The organism is Streptomyces violens, assembly GCF_000717745.1.
In the GTDB taxonomy this organism is placed as follows: Bacteria; Actinomycetota; Actinomycetes; order Streptomycetales; family Streptomycetaceae; genus Streptomyces; species Streptomyces violens.
This window is the reverse complement of the sequence record NZ_JOBH01000008.1, coordinates 205,276-227,933: the sequence shown is the minus strand read 5'-3', so window position 1 is coordinate 227,933 and position 22,658 is coordinate 205,276. Positions and strand designations below refer to the sequence as shown.

General features: G+C 71.5%; 22 protein-coding genes. 13 read left to right on the top strand and 9 right to left on the bottom strand.

The features are described 5' to 3' along the window. Positions 1 to 12: 12 nt before the first annotated feature. Genes IF04_RS0117200 through IF04_RS0117185 form a run of 4 tightly spaced genes read right to left on the bottom strand, consistent with a single transcriptional unit; the run spans position 13 to position 3,453 of the window. Complete coding sequence (locus IF04_RS0117200) at positions 13 to 1,062, bottom strand: NAD(P)H-dependent flavin oxidoreductase (RefSeq protein WP_037959790.1); 1,050 nt, start codon at positions 1,060 to 1,062, stop codon at positions 13 to 15. 11 nt (positions 1,063 to 1,073) lie between these two features. After that, complete coding sequence (locus IF04_RS0117195) at positions 1,074 to 1,838, bottom strand: CoA-transferase subunit beta (protein WP_030257657.1); 765 nt, start codon at positions 1,836 to 1,838, stop codon at positions 1,074 to 1,076. Further along, positions 1,835 to 2,701 (bottom strand): CoA transferase subunit A, encoded by an 867-nt coding sequence (locus IF04_RS0117190; RefSeq protein ID WP_030257654.1) that lies wholly within the window; start codon positions 2,699 to 2,701, stop codon positions 1,835 to 1,837. The genes IF04_RS0117195 and IF04_RS0117190 overlap by 4 nt, the downstream gene beginning before the upstream one ends. After that, entirely contained in the window at positions 2,698 to 3,453 is a 756-nt protein-coding gene (locus tag IF04_RS0117185; protein ID WP_030257650.1) for an enoyl-CoA hydratase family protein, read from the bottom strand. Before IF04_RS0117185 ends, IF04_RS0117190 begins: the two co-directional genes overlap by 4 nt. 89 nt (positions 3,454 to 3,542) lie before the next feature. Here IF04_RS0117185 and IF04_RS0117180 point away from each other — a divergent pair, with 89 nt between their 5' ends. From IF04_RS0117180 to IF04_RS0117160, 5 genes are all read left to right on the top strand, one after another. Then, the gene (locus IF04_RS0117180; protein ID WP_030257647.1) at positions 3,543 to 4,340 is read left to right on the top strand and encodes an SDR family oxidoreductase; all 798 of its coding nucleotides are present in this window, start codon (positions 3,543 to 3,545) and stop codon (positions 4,338 to 4,340) included. Next, the gene (locus tag IF04_RS0117175) at positions 4,337 to 5,251 is read left to right on the top strand and encodes an SDR family oxidoreductase (protein WP_030257643.1); all 915 of its coding nucleotides are present in this window, start codon (positions 4,337 to 4,339) and stop codon (positions 5,249 to 5,251) included. The genes IF04_RS0117180 and IF04_RS0117175 overlap by 4 nt, the downstream gene beginning before the upstream one ends. A 138-nt stretch (positions 5,252 to 5,389) precedes the next feature. Continuing rightward, a complete protein-coding gene (locus tag IF04_RS0117170) occupies positions 5,390 to 6,538 on the top strand; it encodes a 3-ketosteroid-9-alpha-monooxygenase, oxygenase component (protein WP_030257640.1) in 1,149 nt (382 codons plus the stop codon). Between the two features lies 1 nt (position 6,539). Next, positions 6,540 to 6,782: a hypothetical protein gene (locus tag IF04_RS0117165; protein WP_030257637.1), complete on the top strand. Its 243-nt coding sequence runs from the start codon at positions 6,540 to 6,542 to the stop codon at positions 6,780 to 6,782. Then, the gene (locus IF04_RS0117160) at positions 6,775 to 7,797 is read left to right on the top strand and encodes a ferredoxin--NADP reductase (protein ID WP_030257633.1); all 1,023 of its coding nucleotides are present in this window, start codon (positions 6,775 to 6,777) and stop codon (positions 7,795 to 7,797) included. Before IF04_RS0117165 ends, IF04_RS0117160 begins: the two co-directional genes overlap by 8 nt. 279 nt (positions 7,798 to 8,076) lie before the next feature. Here the strand turns inward: IF04_RS0117160 and IF04_RS0117155 are convergent, their stop codons facing one another. Together IF04_RS0117155 and IF04_RS35770 are read right to left on the bottom strand one after the other, a co-directional pair. Then, the gene (locus IF04_RS0117155; protein ID WP_037959709.1) at positions 8,077 to 9,060 is read right to left on the bottom strand and encodes a TerC family protein; all 984 of its coding nucleotides are present in this window, start codon (positions 9,058 to 9,060) and stop codon (positions 8,077 to 8,079) included. A gap of 141 nt (positions 9,061 to 9,201) precedes the next feature. Further along, positions 9,202 to 10,053 (bottom strand): IclR family transcriptional regulator, encoded by an 852-nt coding sequence (locus IF04_RS35770; RefSeq protein WP_037959706.1) that lies wholly within the window; start codon positions 10,051 to 10,053, stop codon positions 9,202 to 9,204. Positions 10,054 to 10,212: 159 nt separating this feature from the next. Between IF04_RS35770 and hsaA the strand changes: the two genes are divergently transcribed. The 5 genes from hsaA to IF04_RS0117125 are packed head-to-tail and all read left to right on the top strand — an operon-like array spanning position 10,213 to position 15,375. Beyond that, on the top strand, positions 10,213 to 11,397 hold the full coding sequence (gene hsaA / locus IF04_RS0117145) for a 3-hydroxy-9,10-secoandrosta-1,3,5(10)-triene-9,17-dione monooxygenase oxygenase subunit (protein ID WP_030257622.1): 1,185 nt from the start codon (positions 10,213 to 10,215) through the stop codon (positions 11,395 to 11,397). Beyond that, positions 11,397 to 12,269, top strand: a complete 873-nt coding sequence (hsaD, locus tag IF04_RS0117140) for a 4,5:9,10-diseco-3-hydroxy-5,9,17-trioxoandrosta-1(10),2-diene-4-oate hydrolase (protein WP_051831315.1) — start codon at positions 11,397 to 11,399, stop codon at positions 12,267 to 12,269. Before hsaA ends, hsaD begins: the two co-directional genes overlap by 1 nt. 39 nt (positions 12,270 to 12,308) lie before the next feature. Continuing rightward, positions 12,309 to 13,202 (top strand): VOC family protein, encoded by an 894-nt coding sequence (locus IF04_RS0117135; protein ID WP_030257617.1) that lies wholly within the window; start codon positions 12,309 to 12,311, stop codon positions 13,200 to 13,202. Further along, a complete protein-coding gene (locus tag IF04_RS0117130; protein WP_030257614.1) occupies positions 13,190 to 13,690 on the top strand; it encodes a flavin reductase family protein in 501 nt (166 codons plus the stop codon). Before IF04_RS0117135 ends, IF04_RS0117130 begins: the two co-directional genes overlap by 13 nt. Continuing rightward, positions 13,690 to 15,375 carry an FAD-dependent oxidoreductase gene (locus tag IF04_RS0117125; protein ID WP_030257609.1) on the top strand — a complete coding sequence of 562 codons (1,686 nt, stop codon included), beginning with the start codon at positions 13,690 to 13,692 and terminating at the stop codon, positions 15,373 to 15,375. Before IF04_RS0117130 ends, IF04_RS0117125 begins: the two co-directional genes overlap by 1 nt. A gap of 65 nt (positions 15,376 to 15,440) precedes the next feature. Here IF04_RS0117125 and IF04_RS0117120 read toward each other — a convergent pair whose 3' ends face one another. From IF04_RS0117120 to IF04_RS0117110, 3 genes are all read right to left on the bottom strand, one after another. Then, positions 15,441 to 16,199, bottom strand: a complete 759-nt coding sequence (locus tag IF04_RS0117120) for a glucose 1-dehydrogenase (RefSeq protein WP_030257606.1) — start codon at positions 16,197 to 16,199, stop codon at positions 15,441 to 15,443. Next, positions 16,199 to 17,329: an LLM class flavin-dependent oxidoreductase gene (locus tag IF04_RS0117115; protein WP_030257604.1), complete on the bottom strand. Its 1,131-nt coding sequence runs from the start codon at positions 17,327 to 17,329 to the stop codon at positions 16,199 to 16,201. The genes IF04_RS0117120 and IF04_RS0117115 overlap by 1 nt, the downstream gene beginning before the upstream one ends. A gap of 168 nt (positions 17,330 to 17,497) precedes the next feature. Beyond that, positions 17,498 to 18,154 carry a TetR/AcrR family transcriptional regulator gene (locus IF04_RS0117110; RefSeq protein WP_245654424.1) on the bottom strand — a complete coding sequence of 219 codons (657 nt, stop codon included), beginning with the start codon at positions 18,152 to 18,154 and terminating at the stop codon, positions 17,498 to 17,500. A 157-nt stretch (positions 18,155 to 18,311) separates the two neighbouring features. Between IF04_RS0117110 and IF04_RS0117105 the strand changes: the two genes are divergently transcribed. From IF04_RS0117105 to IF04_RS0117095, 3 genes are read left to right on the top strand one after another with little or no spacing between them, the layout of a single operon-like run. Then, entirely contained in the window at positions 18,312 to 19,625 is a 1,314-nt protein-coding gene (locus tag IF04_RS0117105; RefSeq protein ID WP_030257600.1) for a UDP-glucose dehydrogenase family protein, read from the top strand. A 59-nt stretch (positions 19,626 to 19,684) separates the two neighbouring features. Continuing rightward, entirely contained in the window at positions 19,685 to 20,920 is a 1,236-nt protein-coding gene (locus IF04_RS0117100; RefSeq protein ID WP_030257597.1) for a glycosyltransferase, read from the top strand. Further along, a complete protein-coding gene (locus IF04_RS0117095; protein ID WP_030257593.1) occupies positions 20,917 to 22,557 on the top strand; it encodes an MDR family MFS transporter in 1,641 nt (546 codons plus the stop codon). Before IF04_RS0117100 ends, IF04_RS0117095 begins: the two co-directional genes overlap by 4 nt. The last annotated feature ends 101 nt before the right edge of the window (positions 22,558 to 22,658 follow it).

Below are 22,658 nucleotides of genomic sequence, written 5' to 3'. Positions count from 1 at the left end.
GGGGGCGGGGGATCAGTCCGTACGGGGAAGAGTCCGGAGTGTGGTGTGGGCCTCCGCCATGACGCGGTCGACGAGTTCGGCGCAGGACGGGAGGTCGTCGATCAGGCCGGCGACCTGGCCGGACGCCATCACCCCGAGATCGGTGCGGCCGTCCACCATCGACGCCTTGAGCAGCATCGGGGTGTTGGCGGCCAGCAGGACCTGACTCCAGGTCAGGTCCTTGCCGTGCTTCATCGCCAGGCCGTCACGGACCATCTGTGCCCAGCTCATGCCGGAGTCGCGCCGGAAGGCCGCCGCGTGGCGTACCGCCCGTACCAGCGAGGCCGCCCGGCCCGAGCGCTCCAGCGCATCGACCAGCTCGCTGCGCAGCATCCGGTGCGGGAGGCCGTCGACGGCGGTGGTGACGGTGATGTCTTTGACCGTCGCGGCCAGGTACTTCGCCTTCACCGCGTCGGGCACGGTGCTGTCGGAGGTGAGGAGGAACCGGGTGCCCATGGCGATCCCGGCGGCGCCGTACGCCAGCGCGGCGACCAGCCCGCGGCCGTCACGGAAGCCGCCCGCCGCGATGACCGGGATGTCCACGGCGGCCACGACCTGGGGGAGCAGCACGGTGGTCGCGACGTTCCCGGTGTGGCCGCCGCCCTCGCCGCCCTGCACGATCACCGCGTCGGCGCCCCACGCCGCGACCTTCTCCGCGTGCCGCCGGGCGCCGATGGACGGGATGACGACCACCCCGGCGTCCTTCAGCCGCCCGATCAGCTCCTGGGAGGGCGCGAGGGCGAACGAGGCGACCCGTACGCCTTCCTCGATGATGATCCGTACGCGCTCGGCCGCATCGCCCGCGTCAGCCCGCAGATTGACCCCGAAGGGCGCGTCCGTACGGGACTTGACCTCGCGGACGGCCGAGCGGAGGCGGTCGGTGGTCATGGTGGCGGAGGCGAGGATCCCCAGCGCGCCCGCGTTGGCGGCGGCCGAGACCAGTCGGGGACCGGCCACCCAGCCCATACCGGTCTGTACGAGGGGGTGGCGGACGCCGACGAGTGTCGTCAGTGCGGTCTCGATGCTGATGTCCGTCACGCCGAGGGCACCTCGCGCTCGCGCAGTCCCTTCGGGTCGATCACGTCCCGGATCAGCCGCAGCTCCTCGGCGGTGGGCGCGCGGGTGTACGGCACGTCGTCGGGGATCGTCAGTGCGAAGCCGGTGGCTTCCTGTACCTGCCCGACCGTGACGCCGGGGTGCAGCGAGCGCAGGCGCATCGTGCGGTCCGGGGTCTCGAAGTCGAAGACGCCGAGGTCGCTGATGACTTCCGGGATGCGGTGGTACCGGGTCGCGGAGGGACCGGCCGCGGCGGCGCGGTCGTATCCGACACCGGAGACCATGTCGACCTTCTCGACGAACACCCGCGTGGAATGCCGCGGCACCCAGTAACTGGTCGGATTGTTCAGGGTGTTGACCGGCGCGCCGCGGACGCCCAGTAGCTGCCGCTTCGGCCGGTCCCAGTCGCCGATGCAGGAGATGTTCTGGTTGCCGTAGCGGTCGAGCTGGCTCGCGCCCATCATGACGTGCCGCCGCCCGCTCGCGACGAGTGCCAGATGCTGACGGTACGGCAGCCAGCCCTCGGTCACCCCGGACGGGGCCCCGAGCGCCGGCACGTCCCCCATCAGCAGCGCCTCGCCGTCCGTGAGCAGCAGGTCGGGGGAGAAGGTGAGCTTCGCCAGCCGGGCGCCGATCGAGGGGACCGTGCCCATCGGGCTGGCCAGGATCTCGCCCGCGTCGCGCCAGGCTTCCGCGCAGGCCACCACGGAGTACTCGGCCCGGGTCGCCGTGATCGTGTTCATGCCGACTCCTCGTGGAACGCCGCGACCGCGGTCTGGTAGCTGTGCTCGTCGCCGGACAGGAACCGCTCCGCGAAGGCGGGCCACGCCTCCGGGTCCTTGGCGGCCCGGACGTAAGCCCGCTGGAACGCCTCGTCGCGGTCGTAGTCGGGCGCGCAGGAGGTGAAGTGCGCGCCGTTCGGCGATTCGACGACGCCGGTCACAAATGCCCGCTTGACCAGCAGCGACTGCGGCCCCTGGTCCTTGAGCAGCTCGGCCGTGTCCACCACGCGCTCGCAGGAGACGTACGCGGCGTCGGCGGCCTGGCAGAACAGATCGTCGAAGTAGGGATCGGGGCCGAGGTACTGGCCGTTGCCCTGGGCGTCGACCCGGTTGAGGTGGACGAGCGCGGCGTCCAGCCGCAGGGCCGGCACGGCCACCAGCTCCTCCCCGTCCTCGTACGGCGAAGTCACCGTGCGCAGCCCGGGGTTGACGGTCATCACGTCCGAGCCGAGGCCCGCCCGGATCGGCATGAAGGGCAGCCGGTGCGCGGCGGCGGTCAGCCCCCACATGACCATCGCCTCGTCCAGCTCGGTCAGTTCGAAGTCGCCGCGCTGCCGGGCCGCGCAGAAGTGCGGCTCCAGCGGTACGGAGTCCAGCGTGCCGAAGGCGGTGACGAGCCGGCGGATCTTCCCGGCGGCGGCGAGCAGCCCGACGTCCGGGCCGCCGTACGACACCACGGTGAAGTCGGTGAGGTCCGAGCGGAGCAGGGCCCGCACCAGGGCCATCGGCTTGCGGCGCGAACCCCAGCCGCCGATGCCGAGCGTCATGCCGCTGGTCAGCCGGGCGACGACCGCGTCGGCCGGCATGGTCTTGTCCCTGGTCATGACTGCCGCTCCTCTTTGGTGCCGAAGGTGTCGCGTACGCGGTCGGCGAGGCCGCTGAGGTTGGCCTCGAAGGTGAAGCCCTGCTCGAAGCGGTAGCTGCGGCGTACGTCGACCGGGTCGATGCCGTTGATCGCGGCCTTGGCGAGGCGCAGCAGGGTGCCGTCCTTGGCGGCGATCTCGCCAGCCAACTCCCTTGCTGTGTCCATCAGTTGCTCGCGCGGGACGATCCGCCACACGGAGCCGTGCTGCCGCAGTTCCTCGGCCGTGACGGTGCGTGAGGTGTAGTACAGCGTCCGCATCAGGTGCTGCGGGACCAGCCGGGCGAGATGGGTGGCCGCGCCCAGCGCGCCCCGGTCCAGCTCGGGCAGGCCGAAGGTCGCGTCCTCGCTCGCCACGATCGCGTCCGCGTTGCCGACCAGCCCGATGCCGCCGCCCAGGCAGAAGCCCTGCACCACGGCGATCACCGGGACTTCGCAGTCGTACACGGCGGCGAACGCCTCGAAGCAGCCGCGGTTGGCGCCGATGAGCGCGTCGTGGCCGGGGGTGCGTTGCATCTCCTTGATGTCCACGCCGGCGTTGAAGCCGCGGCCGGCGGCGGCGAGGACGACGCAGCGCACCTTCGGATCGGCGCCGGCGGCGCGGAGTGCGGCGGCCAGCTCGTACCAGCCGTTCACCGGCAGGGCGTTCACCGGTGGGAAGTCCACGGTGACGACCGCGACGCCCTCTTCGGGCACGGAGGTGGAGACACCCATGAGCAGATCAGCTACCTTTCCACCAAACGTTTGTTAGGCGCGTGTTGCAGGCAAGGTAGCAGCGGACGGCGCGCCGCGGGAGGTGCTCAATGCCAGCGATCATCGATCTGTCGGGATACGTCGCCGTCGTCACGGGCGGCACGCGGGGCGTCGGCGCGGGCATCGCGCGCGCCCTGCTGGAAGCCGGGGCCGAGGTGGTGACCTGCGCACGACGGCCCCCTGACCAGCCCGTCGAGGCGGCGGGACGCACCGCCCGTTTCCACCCCGTGGATCTCCGCGCCCCGGACGCGGTCGGCGCGTTCTTCACCACGGTACGGAGCGAGTACGGGCGGCTGGACACGCTCGTCAACAACGCGGGCGGCACTCCGTACCGCATGCTCGCCGACGGCGGCAGCCGGCACGCGGCCCGGGTCGTCGAACTCAACCTGCTCGCCCCGCTGAACGCCTCGCTCGCCGCGTACGACCTGCTGCGCGAGGGGCCCACGGGCGGCTCGATCACCATGATCGGCAGCGTCAGCGGCACCCGCCCGTCACCGGGCACCGCGGCCTATGGAGCGGCCAAGGCGGGCCTGGACAACCTGGCCCGCTCGATGGCCGTGGAATGGGCCCCGACGGTACGCGTCAACACCGTGACCCTCGGCATGGTCCGCACCGAACTGTCCCATCTGCACTACGGGGACGAGGCGGGCGTCGCCGCGGTGGGCCGCACGGTACCGCTGGGCAGGCTCGCCGAGCCCACCGATATCGGCGACGCCTGCGTCTTCCTCGCCTCCGGCCGCGCCACGTACATCAGCGGCGCCTCGCTGCTCGTACACGGGGGAGGGGAGCGCCCGGCGTTCCTCGACGCCGCCACCGTCAACCACACCGAAGGGAATGACACGCCATGACTGGTCTGTGCAGTGAACGGGTCGCCGTCGTCACCGGAGCGGGCCGTGGGCTGGGCCGCGCGCACGCCCTCGCCCTCGCCGCCGAGGGTGCCAAGGTCGTCGTCAACGACCTCGGCGTAGGCCTGGACGGCAGCGGTGCGGCCGCCGCCGGGCCCGCCCAGCAGGTCGTCGAGGAGATCCGGGCCGCCGGCGGCGAGGCGGTCGCGCACGGCGGCGACATCGCCACGGCGGCCGGCGCGGCCTCGCTGATCAGCACCGCGCTCGGCACGTACGGCCGGCTGGACGTCCTGGTCAACAACGCGGGCTTCCTCCGCGACCGGATGCTCGTCAACCTCGACGAGGACGACTGGGACGACGTACTGCGCGTCCACCTCAAGGGCCACTTCCTGCTGCTGAAGCACGCCGCGGCGCACTGGCGCGCGGAGGCGAAGGCCGGCCGGACGCCCGAGGCCCGGGTGATCAACACCAGCTCGGGCGCGGGGCTGCTCGGCAGTGTCGGCCAGGGCAATTACTCCGCCGCCAAGGCGGGCATCGTCGGCCTCACCCTCGTCGCTGCTGCTGAACTGGCCCGATACGGGGTCCAGGTCAACGCGATCGCCCCGGCAGCGCGTACGCGGATGACCGAGGAGACCTTCGCCGGGACGATGGCGGCGCCGGGCGACGGCGCGTTCGACGCGATGGCCCCCGAGAACGTCTCCCCGCTCGTCGTCTGGCTGGCCTCCGCCGCCTCCGACGGGGTGAGCGGCCGGGTCTTCGAGGCGGAGGGCGGGCGGATCACCGTCATGGAGGGCTGGCGCCCCGGCCCCACCGCCGACAGGGGCGCCCGGTGGACCCCGGCCGAGGCGGGCGAGGCCGCGCGGAAACTGCTCGCGGCCGCCGAGCCGCCGCAGCCGGTGTACGGGGCGCGGTGACCCGGCGATGGCCTGCGCGCGACCGCCTCGCCCGGCCCGGGGCGCTTTCCCGCTCACCGGGAATTCCGTCTCCCACCGCGGTCCGGGCCCGCCCTAGCCTCCCCGGACAGCCCCTTGCCCGGAGGAGGACGAGACAAGATGAGTGCTCTCCATGACCAGGTCCGCGTCATCGACGCGGGCCGGCCGCCCGCCCGCTTCGCCCGCGGCTGGCACTGCCTCGGCCTCGCCGACAGCTTCAAGGACGGGAAGCCGCACGAGGTCGAGGCGTTCGGCACCAAGCTGGTGGTCTTCCAGGGGGAGCACGACGGCGTACTGCACGTACTGAACGCCTACTGCCCGCACATGGGCGGCAATCTCGCGCACGGCTCCGTCAAGGGCGACACCCTCGCGTGCCCGTTCCACGACTGGCGCTGGTCCGGCAACGGCCGGTGCGCGGACGTCCCGTACGCCCGCCGCGTCCCCCCGCGCGCCCGCACCCGCGCATGGACCACGCTGGAGGAGAACCGCCAGCTCTTCGTCTGGCACGACCCCGAGGGCAACCCGCCGCCCCCGGACGTGACCATCCCGCGTATCGAGGGCGTGTTCAGCGACGAGTGGAGCGACTGGACCTGGCACACCCTCCGGGTGGAGGGCGCCAACTGCCGGGAGATCGTCGACAACATCGTCGACATGGCGCACTTCTACTACGTCCACTACTCCTTCCCGACGTACTTCAAGAACGTCTTCGAAGGGCACATCGCCACCCAGTACATGGAGAGCACCCCGCGCGAGGACGTGGACCTGGGCACCCTCAGCGCCCCGCTGCGCTCCGACGCCTCGTACTACGGCCCGTCCTACATGATCGACCACCTCTGGTCGCCGGTGGCCGGCGCTGAGGGTCTCGACATGGAGATGGTGCTGATCAACTGCCATTACCCGATCGACGAGAACAGCTTCCTGCTGCAGTACGGCGCGATCGTGAAGAAGCTGCCCGGCATGACCGACGCGGAGGCCGCCGAGACCGCGCAGCTCACCTCCCGCGGCCTCGCGGCCGGCTTCGAGCAGGACGTCGAGATCTGGCGGCACAAGACCCGGATCGACAATCCGCTGCTGACCGAGGAGGACGGCCCGGTCTACCAACTGCGCCGCTGGTACGAGCAGTTCTACCGGGACGCGGCCGAGGTGCCGGAGGAGATGACGCGGCGGTTCGAGTTCGAGATCGACACCGAGCGGGCCAACAAGGCATGGCGCGCCGAGGTCGACGCGAACCTGGCCCGCCGGGCGGCGGGGACGGGAGCCGGGGCCTGACATGCAGCCGGTGGAGTGCGCGGCCTGCGGCAATCAGGTCCTGTGCGAGAAGTTCAGCCCCGCCCACACCTCCGTGCAGTGGACGGCCGAAGCGGCGGCCGTCTGCCCGGAGTTCGGCGCCCTGGTGGCCGCGGGGGAGACCGCCGCCCGGATCCGGACCTGCACGGCGCTGCGCGGCAGCATCGACCGGGCCACGGCCGAGGGGACCCTGCGCGTCACCACGCTGGAGGCCGCCGATGCCTGAGCCGCGTACGTACCGGCTGCGGGTCCTCGAGGTGATCGAGGAGACGGCCGAAGCGCGGTCGCTCGTCCTGCGGGTGCCGCCGGAGAGCGCCGAGCGGTTCGCCTACCGCGCCGGGCAGTTCCTCACCGTGAAGCTGCCGGGCGCGGACGGCGGAACGGCCGCCGCCCGCTGCTACTCCCTGTCCAGCTCACCGGAGACCGGCGAGCCCTTGAAGATCACCGTCAAGCGGGTGGCGGGCGGGTACGGCTCCCACTGGATCTGCGATCACGTGGCAGCCGGGGACGAGCTGGAGGTACTGCCGCCGGGCGGCACCTTCACACTGGACTCCCTCGACCGCGACCTGCTGCTCGTCGCCGGCGGCAGCGGCATCACGCCGGTCGTCTCCCTCGCCAAGTCGGCACTCGTACGGGGGACGGGCCGGGTCGCGCTGCTGTACGCCAACCGTGACGAGTCCTCGGTGATCTTCCGCGACGAGCTGCGGGAGCTGACCGAGGACTTCCCCGACCGGCTCGTCGTGCTGCACTGGCTGGAGTCGGTCCAGGGGCTGCCCGCCGCGGACCGGCTGGCAGCCGTGCTCGCGCCGTACGCGGACCGGGAGACGTACGTCTGCGGGCCCGCGCCCCTGATGGACGCGGCCGAGGAAGCGATGGGCGGCCGCCGGATCCATCGCGAGCGGTTCTTCTCCCTCGGCGCCGACGTCTTCGAGGCGCCGGAAACGCCGGACGTCCCGGCGGCGGAGGGCGGCGGCACAGCGGAGGTGGAGCTGGACGGCGAGACCCATACGGTCCGCTGGCCCGCCCGCACCCCGCTGCTGGACGCACTGCTCGCGGCGGGCGTCGACGCGCCGTACTCCTGCCGCGAGGGCTCCTGCGGCGCATGCGCCTGCCGGGTCCTGTCCGGCGAGGCGAAGCTGCTCCGCAACGACGTACTGGACGAACAGGACCTCGCCGAGGGGTACGTACTGGCCTGCCAGGCCGTGCCCCTCACCGACCGGGTCCGGATCACCTACTCCTGAGTCGACTTACCTGCACTGCTCGCCGGGCTGTGCTCTGCTCGCTCTGCTCGCGCGTTCGTCGGGCAGTTCGGATTGCGGCAGGAGCCCGGCTTCCACGTGGGAACGAAGATTCCCATCGACTTGTGCCGCGTGACTTCCGCGGGCACGGGTTGCTGGCAGGCGGGGCAGACATGTCCGGCCTGCGATGCCGTCGCACGCTCGTCTCTGCGCATACCCTCAGAATAGGACACTTTGCGAAATCATGGGAGAAATTTTGCGAGGGTAACAAAGTGAGAAGGCTCAGCGGTCTTCAGCTCGGTCTTCCCGGTCGGCCGGGCCTTCCCGCTCAGCCGGCCGGGGACGCCGAATGCTCAGTACGACGGACACCGCCAGGACCGTGACGATGACTCCCAGGCTGATCGGCGACGGAATCTCCGGGATGCTGCTGCTGAACAGCTTGTGGGAGGCCTGCAGGATCAGCTTCACGCCGATGAAGGAGAGGATCAGCGCCAGGCCCTTGCTGAGGTAGTGGAACCGGTCCAGCAGCCCGGCGAGCAGGAAGTACAGCGCCCGCAGGCCGAGGATGGCGAAGGCGTTGCTGGTGTAGACGATGAAGGCGTCATCGCTGACCGCGAGGACGGCGGGCACGCTGTCCACGGCGAAGACCAGGTCGGCCGCCTCGATCGCGGCGACGACCGCGAGCAGCGGGGTGGCGACCCGCTTGCCGGCCTCCTTCACGAAGAACTTCATCCCGGCGTACTCGTCCCGGACCGGCATGACCTTGCGCAGCAGCCGCACGGCGATGCTCCTGCCCGGGTCGAAGCTGTCCTCTTCCTCCTTGAGGATCTTGTAGGTGCTGTAGAAGAGGATGGCCGCGAAGACGAACAGCACCGCGGTGAACCGGCTGACCACGGCCACTCCGGCGGCCAGGAAGACGCCCCGGAACACGAGCGCGCCCATGACGCCGAAGAACAGCACGCGGTGCTGGTAGGCGCGCGGCACCTTGAAGTAGGCGAAGATCAGCGCGAAGACGAAGAGGTTGTCGACCGACAGACTCTTCTCCAGCAACCAGGCGGTGGTGTACTCCACCCCTGGTGTCACCCCCAGAACCAGGAAGACGACCCCGCCGAAGACGATGGCGAGGCCGACCCACACCCCGCTCCAGGCGGCGGCCTCCTTGAACCCGATGACATGCGCCTTCCGGTGCGCCAGCAGGTCCACGGCCAGCGACACGACCACGATGACGACGAACGTCGCCCACAGCCAGAACGGCACATCGAGCACGAAGGACCCCTCACGCGAGCGGGGCGAAAACCTGCCTCATAAGAAGTCTGACCCAGCGGCGCCGGCTTGTCGCCCGCGCCCGCGCGTGGCCCCCGGCCAGGGCCGGAATCCGGCCGGGCGGACCCCTCACATCCACTCCCCTCACATCCACTCCGCGAACCGCATCCACGACATCATCGTGTCCATCTGGGCCGGCTCCAGGGCCGGTTCCGGGGCCGGCGCCGCGGCCGTACGGGGGACGGCCGCCGCCCGCCCCGGGCCGTACAGCGACGCCCAGATCGCCCGCGAGGTCCCCCGCACCGCCGGGGCCAGCCGTTCCAGCTCGCGGTGGAGGCCGTTGCCGCAGACCGACACCGCGGCGATCGCGCGCCCGGCGCCCCGTAGCGGCGCCGCCACGCACGCCACGCCGCGGAAGCTCTCCTCCCGGTCGAAGGCCACGCCGCGCTCGCGGATGCGCGCCAGCTCCGCGCGGAAGGGGCCCGGTCGGGTGAGGGTGTACGCCGTGCGCGGCCGCAGCCCGGCCCGCAGCACCTCCGCGACCAGCGTCGCCTCGCCGAACGCCAGGATCGCCTTGCCGGTGGCCGTGCAGTACGCCGGCTGTCGACCGCCGATCCGGGACGGCACCGACGCGTCCGCGATGCCGCCGAGCCGCTCCAGGTACACCACCTCGGGTCCGTCGAGCACGGCGAGATGCACGACGTGCCCGGTCTTCTCGTGCAGCGCGTGCAGGTGCGGCAGCGCGGCCCGGCGCAGCCGGTTGTGGTGTGCGGCCATCGCGCCCAGCTCCAGCATCCGCATCCCCAGGCGGTAGTCCCGGCCGTCGCGGTCCAGCCAGCCCAGCTGTACCAACTGGTCGAGGATGCGGTGCACGGACGAGCGGGGCAGCCCGGAGCGGCGTACCACCTCGGTGAGCGTCAGCCGGGGCGTGGCGCCCTGGAAGGCGCCCAGGACGAGCGCGGCCTTCTCCAGAAGTGACGGCGGATGCACTGACATCGGCGACTCCTGCGAGGAGCGGGGAGGGGTGCCGAGAGCCTGCCACGGTTCCCGCTCAGCGGGAACCCACTATTTCGAATCGAAATAGTCAGGCGTAGATTCGCGGCACTTCGCATCTCCGCGTCACACGGCCATATTCACGACCTGAGAGGGGTCGCCATGAGCGAAGACGCCATGAGCGCGCACGAGGTCCTCGCCGCCGTCCGGGAGCTGGCCCCCGTGCTCCGCGAACGCGCCGCCGAGGCCGAGGAGCTGTGCCGGGTGCCCGACGCCTCGGTCAAGGACATCGAGGGCACCGGCTTCTTCCGGCTGCTGCAGCCCAAGGCGTACGGCGGCTTTGCGGCCGACCCGGTGGTCTTCTACGAGGCGGTCAAGGAGATCGCCAAGGCGTGCGGCTCCACCGGCTGGGTCGCCTCCGTGGTCGGCGTCCACCCCTGGCACGTCGGCCTGTACGATCCGCGTGCGCAGGAGGAGGTCTGGGGCGTGGACCGGACCACCCGGATCGCCTCCTCGTACGCCCCGACCGGCAAGGTCACCGTGGCCGACGGGGGCTTCCGGATCTCCGGCCGCTGGCACTTCTCCTCCGGCTGCGACCACGCCGACTGGGCGCTGCTCGGCGGCCTCGTCCTCGGCGAGGACGGCGCGCCGGTCGACATGCGCACCTTCCTCGTGCCCCGGACCCAGTACACGATCGACCGGGTCTGGGACACCGTGGGCCTGCGCGGCACCGGCAGCAACGACATCGTCATCAAGGACGCCTTCGTGCCCGAGTACCGGGCGCTGAGCTTCGGCCCGGTCAGCGCGCTGCGGACGCCGGGCCAGGAGCTGAACCCCGAGCCGCTGTACCGGCTGCCGTACGCCTCGGTCTTCACCACCACCATCTCCACCCCGATCGTCGGCATCGCCGAGGGCGCGTACGAGGCGTACGCGGCGGCCACCAGGGAACGCATCCGGGTCTCCTACGGCCAGAAGGTCGCCGAGGACCCGTTCGCGCAGGTCCGCATCGCCCGCGCGGCCAGCGACATCGACGCCTGCTGGCTGCAGCTGCGCCGCAACATGAGCGAGCTCTACGCGGGCGCGGAGCGCGGCGAGGACCCGTCGGCGGAGCTGCGCGCCCGCGTCCGCCGCGACCAGGTGCTCGCCACGGAACGCGCGGTGGCGGCGGTGGACCTGCTGGTGGAGAACGCCGGCGGCAGCGCGATGCGCAACGGCCCCAACCCCGTCCAGCGCGCCTGGCGCGACGCGCACACCGGCCGCGGGCACGCCGCCAACGACCCCGAGCGCGCGCTGGTGCTCTTCGGGCAGGCGGCGCTCGGCCTCGACATCCAGGACACGATGCTCTGATGGGGGATCAGATAGTGGCGCATACCTACGAGTCGACGTCCCGTACGGTCAAGGCGGGCGGCATCGAGCTGCATTTCCACGAGGCGGGCCCGGCCGGAGCGCCTGTGGTGATCATGCTGCACGGCGGCGGGCCCGGCGCCTCGGGCTGGAGCAACTTCGGCGGCAACCTGCCCGTCTTCGCCCGTACCTTCCGCACCCTCCTGATCGACCAGCCCTGCTTCGGCCGCTCCGCCAAGCCCGAGCCGGACAGGGACTACTTCAGCTACAGCGCCGGCGCCGTCGCGGCCCTGATGGACGAACTCGGCATCGCCCAGGCGCACTTCATCGGCAACTCGCTCGGCGGCGGCACCTCCGTCCGCATGGCACTGGACCACCCGGACAAGGTCGGCAAGCTGCTGCTGATGGGTCCCGGCGGCATCTCCCTCAACCTCTTCGCGCCGGACCCGACCGAAGGCATCAAGCGGCTCTTCGAGTTCCAGGCGTCGCCCGAGCCGACCAAGGAACAGCTCCGCGCGTTCCTGAGCGTCATGGCGTACGACCAGTCCATCGTCACCGACGAACTGGTCGAGGAGCGCTGGGCCTCGGCCACCGACCCCGAGACGAAGCTCGGCAACGCCCGGATGGCGGCCGCCTTCGCCAACCCCGCCTGGGCACAGGACTGGATGCTCTGGCGCGAGGCCCACCGGATCACCCAGCCCGTCCTGCTCACCTGGGGCCGCGAGGACCGTACCAATCCGCTCGACGGCGCGCTGGTGGCCCTGAAGACCATCCCCGACGCCCGGCTGCACGTCTTCCCGCACTGCGGCCACTGGGCACAGACCGAGCAGGCCGACGAGTTCAACCGCCTCGCGATCGCCTTCTTTTCTCAATGAACAGCAGCTTTTCCCACTGACGCCCGAAGGAGACCGACCATGGACATCCGTGCTCTCGGCTATCTGCGCGTGGAGACCACCCGCTTCGAGGAGTGGCGTACGTACGCGCTGGACCTCCTCGGCATGGTGACGGCCACCGGCACCGACGACGACACGCTCTACCTGCGCATCGACGACCGTGCCCACCGCATCGCCATCGTCCGCGGCAGCGCCGACCGGCTGCAGGCGGCCGGCTGGGAGGTGGCGAACGCCACCGCGCTCGCGGACGCGGCGCGGGAACTGGAAGCGGCGGGCGTCGCCGTGAAGTCCGCCGATGCCGCCACACTCGCCGAGCGCCGCGTCCAGGGCCTGATCCAGTTCACCGACCCCTGCGGCAACCCCCTGGAGATCTTCTGGGGCCAGGCGCAGGACCACACGCCGCTCGGCACGCCGTACGGCAACCGGTTCGTGACGGGTGACCTCGGCCTGGGGCACGTCGTGCTGCCCGTACCGGACATCGAGGAGGCCCTGGACTTCTACGAGGGCCTCCTCGGCTTCCAGCTGCGCGACTCCATGAAGCTGCCCCCGCAGGCCGTCCCCACCGCCAAGGAGCAGCGCGACTTCCATCTGATGCACTTCCTCAGCCCCAACCGCCGCCACCACAGCCTCGGCCTCTACCCGGGTGAACTTCCGCCCGGCATCGTGCACTTCATGGTCGAGCTGGAGACCCTCGACGACGTGGGGCGCGGCCTGGACCGCATGCACGACGCGGGCATTCCCATCGCCTCGACCCTCGGCCGGCACACCAACGACCGGATGGTCTCCTTCTACGCCCAGGCGCCCGGCGGCTTCCAGGTCGAGTACGGCTGGGACGGGCTGATCGTCGACCCCGCCACCTGGGTCGCCAAGGAGATCACCGCCGACAGCTTCTGGGGGCACCGGTGGAACGGCTGATCGGGCGTACAGAGGTGGACCCGGCCGGATTCAGGGACGTCCTGGGCCGGTTCGCCACCGGCATCACCGTCGTCGCGGGACTGGACGACGACGGCCGCCCGGCGGGCTTCGCCTGCCAGTCCTTCGCCTCGCTCTCCCTCGACCCGCCGCTGGTCATGCTGGCCGTCGGCAAGGCGTCCACGAGTTGGCCGCGCATCGAACGGACCGGCCGTTTCTGCGTCAACATCCTCGCCGAGCACCAGCGGGAGATCTGCGCCGCGCTCGGCCGCAGCGGCCCCGACAAGTTCGCCGGCGTGCCCTGGACCGCCGGGGAGCACGGCACCGTACGTATCGACGGCGCCCTGGCACACATCGAGTGCGCACTGAGCACCGTGCACGAGGCCGGTGACCATTACCTCGTCACCGCCGAAGTCCTCGCCCTCGACGCCCGCGAGGACGGTCGCCCGCTCCTCTACTTCCGCAGCCGCTACGCAGTGGGGGCCTTCTGATGCCGGAGCACCGCACGCCTTCCTGGGACCACACCTACGACGTCGTGGTGATCGGCTCCGGCGCCGCCGGAATGGCCGCGGCCCTCACCGCCCGGCTGCGCGGGCTCACCGTCCTCGTGGCCGAGAAGACCGACCGGTACGGCGGCTCGACCGCGCTCTCCGGCGGTGCCATCTGGGTACCGGGCAACTTCCACCTCGACGCCGCGGGCCTCGGCGACACCGTCGAGAAGGCCCGCGCCTACCTCGACGCGACCGTCGGCGACCGGGTGCCGGCCGCGCGCAAGGACGCCTACCTCGCCCACGGACCGGCCATGGTCCGCGAATTCCACGACCGGACCGCCGTCCGCTTCGCGTACACCCCCGGCTACAGCGACTACTACCCGGAGCGGCTCGGCGGCTTCGCACAGGGCCGGTCCGTCGAGCCCGAGGTCTTCGACTTCACGAAGCTGCGCCCCGAACTGCGCGCCACCATGCGCCGCGCGGGCCTGCCCACGTACGGACTCACCATCACCTCCCGCGACTTCCGCCACCTCAACATGGCCGCGCGCACCTGGGCCGGCAAACGCACGTCGGTGAAGCTTGGGCTGCGCGCGCTCGCCGCCCTGGCCACCGGCCGCCGGCCGCTGGCGCTCGGCGAGGCGCTGGTCGCCCGGATGCGGTACTCGATGGACCGGCTGGGCGGCGACCTGTGGCTCTCCGCGCCGCTCACCGGCCTGGTCACCGAGGACGGCCGGGTCACCGGCGTCCGGCTCGACCGGGCCGGCGAGGAGATCACCGTACGGGCCGCCGGCGGCGTCGTGCTGGCCTCCGGCGGCTTCTCGCACAGCAGCCGGCTGCGCGAGAAGTACCTCCCCGCGCCCACCTCCACCGCCTGGTCGTCGGCGGCCGAGGGGCAGACCGGGGACGCCCTCGAAGCGGCCGTCGCGGCGGGCGCGGCGACCGACCTGATGGACAAGGTGTGGGGCGCGCCGTCCGTGGTGGCGCCCGGCGAGAAGCCGTTCTTCCTGGTCGCGGACCGCGGCATCCCGGGCATGGTGATCGTCGACCAGTCCGGCGCCCGGTACGCCAACGAGGCCGCGCCGTACCACGAGTTCGTCGACGCGATGTACGCGCACGACCGGCCCGGCGCCTCCACGGTGCCGTCCTGGCTGATCCTCGACGCCACCTCCAAGGCCCGGTACGTCTTCATGGGGCTGCTGCCGGGACAGCCGTTCCCGAAGAAGTGGACGGCGAGCGGCTTCGTGAAGCAGGCCGGCACGGTCGAGGAGCTGGCCGCGCGGACCGGCCTGCCGGCCGACCGGCTGCGGGCGACCCTGGACCGCTTCAACGGCTTCGCCCGCGCGGGCCGCGACGAGGACTTCGGGCGCGGCGACAGCGTGTACGACCGCTACTACGGCGACCCCACCCTGCCCGCGCCCAACCTCGCCCCACTGACCAAGCCCCCCTTCTATGCCGTCCCCGTCCACCCCGGCGACATCGGCACCAAGGGCGGCCCGGTCACCGACGCGACGGCCCGTGTGCTGCGCGAGGACGGCTCGGTCATCGAGGGGCTGTACGCCTCCGGGAACGCCTCGGCCGCGGTGATGGGCGAGACGTACCCGGGGCCGGGCGCGACCATCGGCCCGGCGATGACGTTCAGTTGGACCGCGGTCAACGCCATCGCTGCCGACCTCGGGGCCCGCTGACCGCACGGCCCCATCAGGGAAGCCCGCCGGTACCGAACCGGCGGGCTTCCTCTGTGCGTACGCCCTTACTGAGCGGTCAGCCCGCCGTCGATGGCGAACTCGGCCCCCGTGACGTACGCAGACGCGTCCGACACCAAATACAGCACCAGCTCCGCGACCTCCTCCGGGCGGCCCATCCGGCGCAGCGGCACGTTCGGCCACTCCCGCTCCCCGGCGTCCGCGCCGAGCACGCCCGCGACCATCGGGGTGTCCACCATGCCGGGGTGCACGGAGTTGACCCGGATGCGGTGCCGGGCGAGGTCGAGCGCCGCGGACTTGGTGAGCCCGCGCAGCCCGAACTTCGTCGCCCCGTACGAGGCATGTCCCTGGATGCCGACCAGCCCGGCCGTGGAAGAGATGTTCACCACCGACCCGCCTTCGCCCGTCGCACGCATCGCCGGCACCACCGCCTGCAGACCGAGGAACGGCCCGACGAGGTTCACTTGGAGCAGCCGCTGCAGATTCGCCTCGCTCTCCTCCTCGATGGGCGCGGTGCGCCACAGCGCCGCGTTGTTCACCAGCGCGTCGATCCGGCCGAAGGCGTCGAGCGCGGCCTCGGTCACGCGCTGCCAGCCCGCCGCGTCGGTCACATCGTGCGGTACGAACACCGCCTGTTTCCCGAGCGCCGAGGCCACCTCACGGCCCGCGTCCTCCTGGACGTCCGTGAGGACGACGCGCGCCCCGTGCTCCGCGAACAGCCGTGCCTCGGCGGCGCCTTGGCCACGTCCGGCCCCGGTGACGAGTACGACCTTGCCGGCCAGCCGCCCCACCGTGTCCGAGGCCATCAGCCCGCGTTCCCTTCGAGGGCGCGGAAGTGCGGGATGACCGTCTCGCCCCACTGCCGGATGGTCTCCATGCACACGTCCTGCGGCACGGTACCCATCTGGATCAGGCACATCACCTCGTCGACGCCGATCCTGCGGAGCTGCTCGACGTAGTCGATGGCGGTCTCGGCGGTGCCGTAGGCGTGCTCGGCGTTGTAGGTACCGGTGTCGGCGGGGCGGGCCGGGATGTCCGCCTCGTGCAGCTTGGCGACGAGCTCGTCGCGGCGGCGGCCCATCGCGGCGACGTGGTCCTCGTCCTCCGCGTACACGGTGGGCTTCGGGCCGTTCCCGTACCAGTGCGCGATGGATTCGGCGAAGAAGCGCTGGCCGCGGGTGCCGATGCGGTAGGCGGCGTCGGCGTCGTCCAGGACGATCGTCGGGCACAGTGCGGAGAAGTGGTCGTTGACCTCGGTGGAGACGAAGCGCTCGGTGCCGCGTACGGAGATGGCCTCGTCGTAGACCTTGCGCATCTCGCGGATGTCGTCGGCGCCGGCGAAGCCCAGCACGAGTGCGCCGACGCCCAGTTCGGCGGCGAGCTTGAGGGTGTCGTGCTTGCTGCAGGCCATGAACAGCGGCGGGTGCGGGGCCTGTACGGGGCGGGGGAGCACGGCGCCGGGGCCTATGTCGAGCGACCCGTGCCACTCGAAAGTCTCCTCGCGCCAGGCGTTGCTGACGATCCGCAGCGCCTCCTCCATCTGGGGATTGGTGTCCTCGGGGCGCACCCCGAACATGGACATCTCCTGCTTGGTGGCGCCGCGTCCGGAGCCGATGTCGACGCGGCCGCCGGAGAGCACGTCGAGCATGGCGGACCGCTCGGCGACCCGTACCGGGTGCTGGTAGCCGAACGGCATGGTCACCACGCCGTGGCCGATCCGGATCCCGGAGGTCTTCGCCGCCACCCAGGACAGGAACACCTCGGACGCACTCATGTGTGCGTACTGCGTCAGCGAGTGGTGCTCGACCGCCCAGATCCGGTCGAATCCCATCTCCTCGGCGAACACGGCCTGTTCGACACAGTCCTGGATCACCTGCCGCTCGGATGCGGGAGACGGATCGGCCATCTGCGCCTCGAAGATCATCGAGAACTTCACGACGGGCTCCTTCGCTCGACTGTTTCTGTTCCGACTATGCCTAATAGAAATACTCCTACCAGGTCTATGGAAGGGAGGGAAGGGTGCCGGATGCGCGCGCACGCAAAAGGGGGCACGGTCGGGCGGGCCGACCGTGCCCCCTTGCGGAGTCGGTTCAGGAGTGCGGGCTCAGACGCCGCACGGGCAAGTGCAACCGCAGTCGCAGGTGCGGGGGTTGACGAGTCCGGTGATGCCGGCGCGGAGATGGGACTCCAGGGTGGCGGCCGTGGCCGCGTCCAGGGCCGGGGTGCGGAACGCCTTGCGCATCAGGCTCGTACCGAGGAGCCAGGCGGCGAGCAGCTCGGCGCGCAGTTCCGCGTCGGGGCCCTCCAGGCGCTCGGCGAACCGGCCGGAGAACACCTCGGCGACGCTGTCGCGGAACTGCCGGACGGCCTCCTCGCGGCTGGAGGAGCGGAGTACGGACAGCACCGGGTGCGGTATCTCCTCGTCCGGCGGGCCGGTGGTGACGAAGTCGGAGACCCAGGCGGCGACCTCGTCGAGCGGCACCTCCAGGAGCGAGTCGAAGATCGCGGTGTCCATGGCCACCGAGGCGAACAGGGCTTCCTTGGAGCCGAAATAGCGGTACACGAGTGCGGCGTCGACCCCCGCGTCCCCGGCGATGTCGCGGATGCTGGCGCCGTCGTAGCCGTACCTCCCGAAGCGCAGTGCCGCGGCGGCCATCAGGGCGCTGCGGGTCTCCGCCGCGTTGTTCTTGCGCGCCCGCGCGGGCCGTTCACCGGTGTCGTCCTTGATGTCGTCCTTCGCCTTCACTGTCGATCCGTCCACGTGTGCGCACCTTCTTCGGCTCGTCGTTCAGCAGCACATGCTCCAGCATCCGAACTGTGTCCGGAAGTCATCGCTCGTTGTCATCGATCGTTGACCCACGCCGGGTCGGGTGGCTTAAGGTCGGTCCGCCGACGATCATTCGAAAAGGTGATTTTCAGTGGCTGTGAGACGTGTTGCCGTCATCGGTACCGGCTATGTGGGCCTGACCACCGGCGCCTGCCTTGCCTCCCTCGGGCACCGGGTGGTGTGTGCGGACGCCGACCCGGGCAAGGTCGAGCGGCTGCGGAGGGCCGAGGTCGACATCCTGGAGCCCGGACTGCCGGAACTGGTCCAAGAGGGGCTGGAATCGGACCTTCTGGAATTCGTGGGGGACACCCGGGCCGCCGTGCGCGACGCGGACGTGGTCTTCCTCTGCCTCCCGACGCCCATGGGCGCGGGCGGCGCCGCCGACCTGGCCGCCGTCGAGGCCGTCGCCGGGGAGATCCGTACCGAACTGCCGCACGGCGCCGTCGTGGTCAACAAGTCCACGGTGCCCGTCGGCACGGCGGACCGGGTCGCCGCGCTGGTCGGACGGCCGGATGTGACGGTGGTCAGCAACCCGGAGTTCCTCCGCGAGGGGCGCGCCGTGCACGACTTCCTGCACCCGGACCGGATCGTGGTCGGGGGAGCGGACGCCGAGGCCGCGCGGCGGGTGGCGGAGCTGTACACCGACCTGGCGGCACCGCTCGTGGTCACCGACGCCGCCAGCGCCGAACTCACCAAGTACGCCGCCAACTTCTTCCTCGCCATGAAGCTGTCCTTCGCCAACAACCTGGCGACGCTGTGCGAGCGCTTCGGCGCGGACATCGGCGACGTCACGGCGGGCATCGGCCACGATCCGCGCATCGGCGCCGCCTTCCTCCAGCCGGGCCCCGGCTGGGGCGGCTCCTGCCTCCCCAAGGACACCCACGCGCTGCTGTCCGTCTGCGAGGCCGCCGGGATCGACTTCCCGCTGCTGCGCGCCACCATCGAGACCAACGTCGAGCACCAGGCCCGCCTCGTGGAGCGCGTCGCGGCCCAGTCCTCGCGCGGCGACGGCTCGCTGGCGGGCGTTCGGCTGGCCCTGTACGGCCTGGTGTTCAAGGCCGGCACCGCCGACCTGCGCGACTCGCCCGCGCTGGCCATCGCCCGGCAGCTGCGGGAGCGCGGCGCCGAGCTGTACGCCTACGACCCCGCGCTGAGCGAGACCCGGCCCGATCTGAGCGACCTGGTCACCCTCGTGGACGACCCGGTGAAGGCGGCCGAGGGAGCCGAGGCCGTCCTCGTACTCACCGAATGGCCGGACTTCCTCGAACTGGACTGGGAGGCGGTCGCCGCCCGCCTCGACGGCCGCATCGTTCACGACTTCCGCAACGTACTCGACCAGGAGCGGCTGGAGCGCGCCGGACTCGTCCGGCAGAGCATCGGCAGCCCGTACACGATGGCCGGCTGAGCACCGGCCCGGGGCCTGCGCCCCACCCCCCACTACGGACCGAACGAAAGGCCCCTTTCATGCGAGTCTTGTGCACGACCACCGGCAGTCCCTCGCACGGCCGCGCCCAGCTTCCCCTGCTCCGGGCCCTCGTGGCCGCGGGACACGAGGTACGGGTGGCGACCACCGAGGAGCTCGCCCCGCTCTTCCAGCAGGACGACCACCACGTGCTGACCTGCCTGCCGCGCTTCTCGCCGCAGGAGTTCGCCGACCCGGCACAGGACCTGGCCGGCATCTCGGACGCCGCGGCTCTCGGCCCGGAACAGCAGCAGGCCGCCGTCGTGCGCTTCATGATCCGGGTCCTGTCCGGCCCGATGGCCAAGCGGCTCCGCGAGGCCCTGCGCCCCGTGGCACTGGAATTCCGCCCGCACGTCATCCTCCGCGACGGCATGGATTTCAGCTCCTGCCTCATCGCCGAGGAACTGGGCATCCCGCAGCTCCCCACGCCCTCGGGCGCGAGCAACGTCCTCGACCCGGCGGAGATCCACCCCGGCCTGAACGCCCTGCGCGCCGAACTCGGGCTGCCCACCCAGGAGGACCCGCTCTCGATCGTCCGGCACGGGCGCGTCGACTACGTACCTGCGGACTTCTCCTTCGCCCGCCACCTGCCGGGCCCCTGGGCGTACCGCCAGACGGTGGACGTGGACCGCAGCTCCGTACTGCCCCAGTGGGTCGCCGAACTGCCCACCGACCGGCCGCTGGTGTGGGCCGCCCTCGGCACGGCGCTGCCCATGCTCCAGAAGCGGATGGAAGAGGGGCAGCAGCTTCCGGAGATGCCCTTCGAGATGCCCGACCCCGCCAAGACGCTGCAGAGCATCGTCGAGGCCGCGGCGAAGCTGGACGAGTGCACGGTGATCATCGCCACCTCCGGCGTACCGGTGGACACCACGGCGCTGCCGCCGCACGTCCACGTCACCGACCGGCTGCCGCAGCCGCTGCTCCTGGAGTGCGTCGACCTCTTCCTCACCCACGGCGGCTTCAACAGCATCCGCGAAGCGCTGCGCACGGCCACGCCGCTGGCGGTCCTCCCGCAGTTCGGCGACCAGCCCGCCAACGCGGAGCGCGTCGAGGAGCTGGGCCTGGGCCGCCGGATCACAGACCTGACCCCCGACGGCATCGCCGCGGTCTGCAGGCAGGTGCTGGCCGACCCCGGCGCCGCCGCGACCGCGCGCCGTGCGCGGCTGGCGATGCTGGCGCTGCCGGAGATCGAGAGCGCGGTGGCCGACCTGGAGAGGCTCGTCGGAGAGCACGCGTGACCTCCTCCGACGCGCTCCGGAAGCAGGAGCCCGCGGGCGGCCCGGCCGACGAGGCCGGGCCGCCCGCGCGGCTGTCCCACCGCGAGGTCGTCACCGTCCTGTCCGGCCTGATGCTCGGCATGTTCCTCGGCGCGCTCGACCAGACCGTGGTCTCCTCAGCGCTCCGCACCATCGCCGACGACCTGCACGGACTGACCGCGCAGGCATGGGTGACCACCGCGTACCTCGTCACCGGCACCATCGCCACACCGCTGTACGGCAAGCTCTCCGACATCCACGGCCGCCGCCCCGTCTACCTGGTCGCGATCCTGCTCTTCGCCGCCGGGTCGCTGCTGTGCGGCTGCGCCACGTCCATCCACCAGCTCGCCGCGTTCCGCGCGCTCCAGGGCCTCGGTGGCGGCGGGTTGATGTCGCTGGCGATGACCGTGATCGCGGACATCACCTCGCCGCGCGAACGAGGCCGCTACCAGGGCTGGTTCATGGCCGTTTTTGCCGGGTCCAGCATCATCGGGCCGGTGGTCGGCGGCGTGTTCGCGGGCAGCGGCACCCTGCTCGGCATCACCGGCTGGCGCTGGATCTTCCTCATCAACGTGCCGCTGGCAGCGGTGGCCCTGGCCGTGATCACGCGCGTGCTGCGCCGCGTGCCGCACCAGCCCGTACGGCACCGCCTGGACTACGGCGGCGCGCTCGCCCTCGCCGTCGGCGTCGTCCCCCTCCTCGTCATCGCCGAGCAGGGCCGCAGCTGGGGCTGGGCGTCACCGGCCGCGCTCGCCCTGTACGCGACCGGCGCCGTGGGGCTGGCGGGCTTCGTCCTCATCGAGCGGCGGATGGGCGAGGCGGCGCTGCTGCCCCTCCGCCTCTTCCGCGTCCGCAGCTTCCGCCTCGGTACCCTGCTGCACTTCATCGTGGGCATCGGCATGTTCGGTGCGATGACCACGCTGCCGCTGTACCTGCAACTCGCGCAGGGCATGAGCCCGATGGCGGCGGGGCTGGCCATGCTGCCCACCACGGTCGCCAACGTCGCCGTCACACTGACGGTCGGGCGGCTGATCTCCCGCACCGGACGGCTCAAGGTCCACCTCGTAACGGGCATCGGCTGCTTCACCGCCGCCATGCTCGTCTACGCGACGCTCAGCGTCGACAGCCCGCTGTGGTACGTCTCGATCGGCATGCTCTTCATGGGCGCCGGGCTGGGCGCGGCGATGCAGACCATGACGACGCTGGCCCAGTCGGAGGTGCCGCGTACGGACATGGGCGCCGCGACCGCCTCGGTGAACTTCTTCCGCTCCAACGGCGGCACGGTCGGCGCCGCCGCGTTCCTCTCGATCCTCTTCTCCCTGGCCGGCTCGCGGATCGCCGAGCGGCTGTCCGGTGCGTTCCGCGATCCCGAACTGCGCCGGCTCGCCGAAGAGCCCGGCAACGCGCGGGTGCTGAGCGGAGTGCTGCGCCCGCACGGCGGCCTGAATCTGGAGGACTCCGCCTTCCTGCACACCCTCGACCCGCGCCTGGCACTGCCCTTCCTGGAGGGCTATGTCGCCGCCATGCGCGTCGTGTTCCTGGCGGGTGCGGCCGTGACCCTGCTGGCCTTCCTCGTCGCGGCGTGGCGGGTGCCGAACCTCAAGCTCTCGGACGAGTGACACGTACGGGGAGCGGTGTCGCGCCTCTTGACCCACCAGTCAGGGAAAACTTAACGTCCATTCACCTTCTGAATTCGGAGCAGGCAATGCCGCCTGCCCAT

Excerpts from the sequence above, each read along its gene's own strand:
- IF04_RS0117125 (WP_030257609.1), top strand. The coding sequence starts at position 13,690 with ATGCCGGAGCACCGCACGCCTTCCTGGGACCACACCTACGACGTCGTG.
- IF04_RS0117100 (WP_030257597.1), top strand. The coding sequence starts at position 19,685 with ATGCGAGTCTTGTGCACGACCACCGGCAGTCCCTCGCACGGCCGCGCC.
- IF04_RS0117165 (WP_030257637.1), top strand. The coding sequence starts at position 6,540 with ATGCAGCCGGTGGAGTGCGCGGCCTGCGGCAATCAGGTCCTGTGCGAG.
- IF04_RS35770 (WP_037959706.1), bottom strand. The coding sequence starts at position 10,053 with ATGTCAGTGCATCCGCCGTCACTTCTGGAGAAGGCCGCGCTCGTCCTG.
- hsaD (WP_051831315.1), top strand. The coding sequence starts at position 11,397 with ATGGGGGATCAGATAGTGGCGCATACCTACGAGTCGACGTCCCGTACG.
- IF04_RS0117195 (WP_030257657.1), bottom strand. The coding sequence starts at position 1,838 with ATGAACACGATCACGGCGACCCGGGCCGAGTACTCCGTGGTGGCCTGC.
- IF04_RS0117160 (WP_030257633.1), top strand. The coding sequence starts at position 6,775 with ATGCCTGAGCCGCGTACGTACCGGCTGCGGGTCCTCGAGGTGATCGAG.
- IF04_RS0117135 (WP_030257617.1), top strand. The coding sequence starts at position 12,309 with ATGGACATCCGTGCTCTCGGCTATCTGCGCGTGGAGACCACCCGCTTC.
- IF04_RS0117170 (WP_030257640.1), top strand. The coding sequence starts at position 5,390 with ATGAGTGCTCTCCATGACCAGGTCCGCGTCATCGACGCGGGCCGGCCG.
- IF04_RS0117120 (WP_030257606.1), bottom strand. The coding sequence starts at position 16,199 with ATGGCCTCGGACACGGTGGGGCGGCTGGCCGGCAAGGTCGTACTCGTC.
- IF04_RS0117190 (WP_030257654.1), bottom strand. The coding sequence starts at position 2,701 with ATGACCAGGGACAAGACCATGCCGGCCGACGCGGTCGTCGCCCGGCTG.
- IF04_RS0117180 (WP_030257647.1), top strand. The coding sequence starts at position 3,543 with ATGCCAGCGATCATCGATCTGTCGGGATACGTCGCCGTCGTCACGGGC.
- IF04_RS0117185 (WP_030257650.1), bottom strand. The coding sequence starts at position 3,453 with ATGGGTGTCTCCACCTCCGTGCCCGAAGAGGGCGTCGCGGTCGTCACC.
- IF04_RS0117175 (WP_030257643.1), top strand. The coding sequence starts at position 4,337 with ATGACTGGTCTGTGCAGTGAACGGGTCGCCGTCGTCACCGGAGCGGGC.
- hsaA (WP_030257622.1), top strand. The coding sequence starts at position 10,213 with ATGAGCGAAGACGCCATGAGCGCGCACGAGGTCCTCGCCGCCGTCCGG.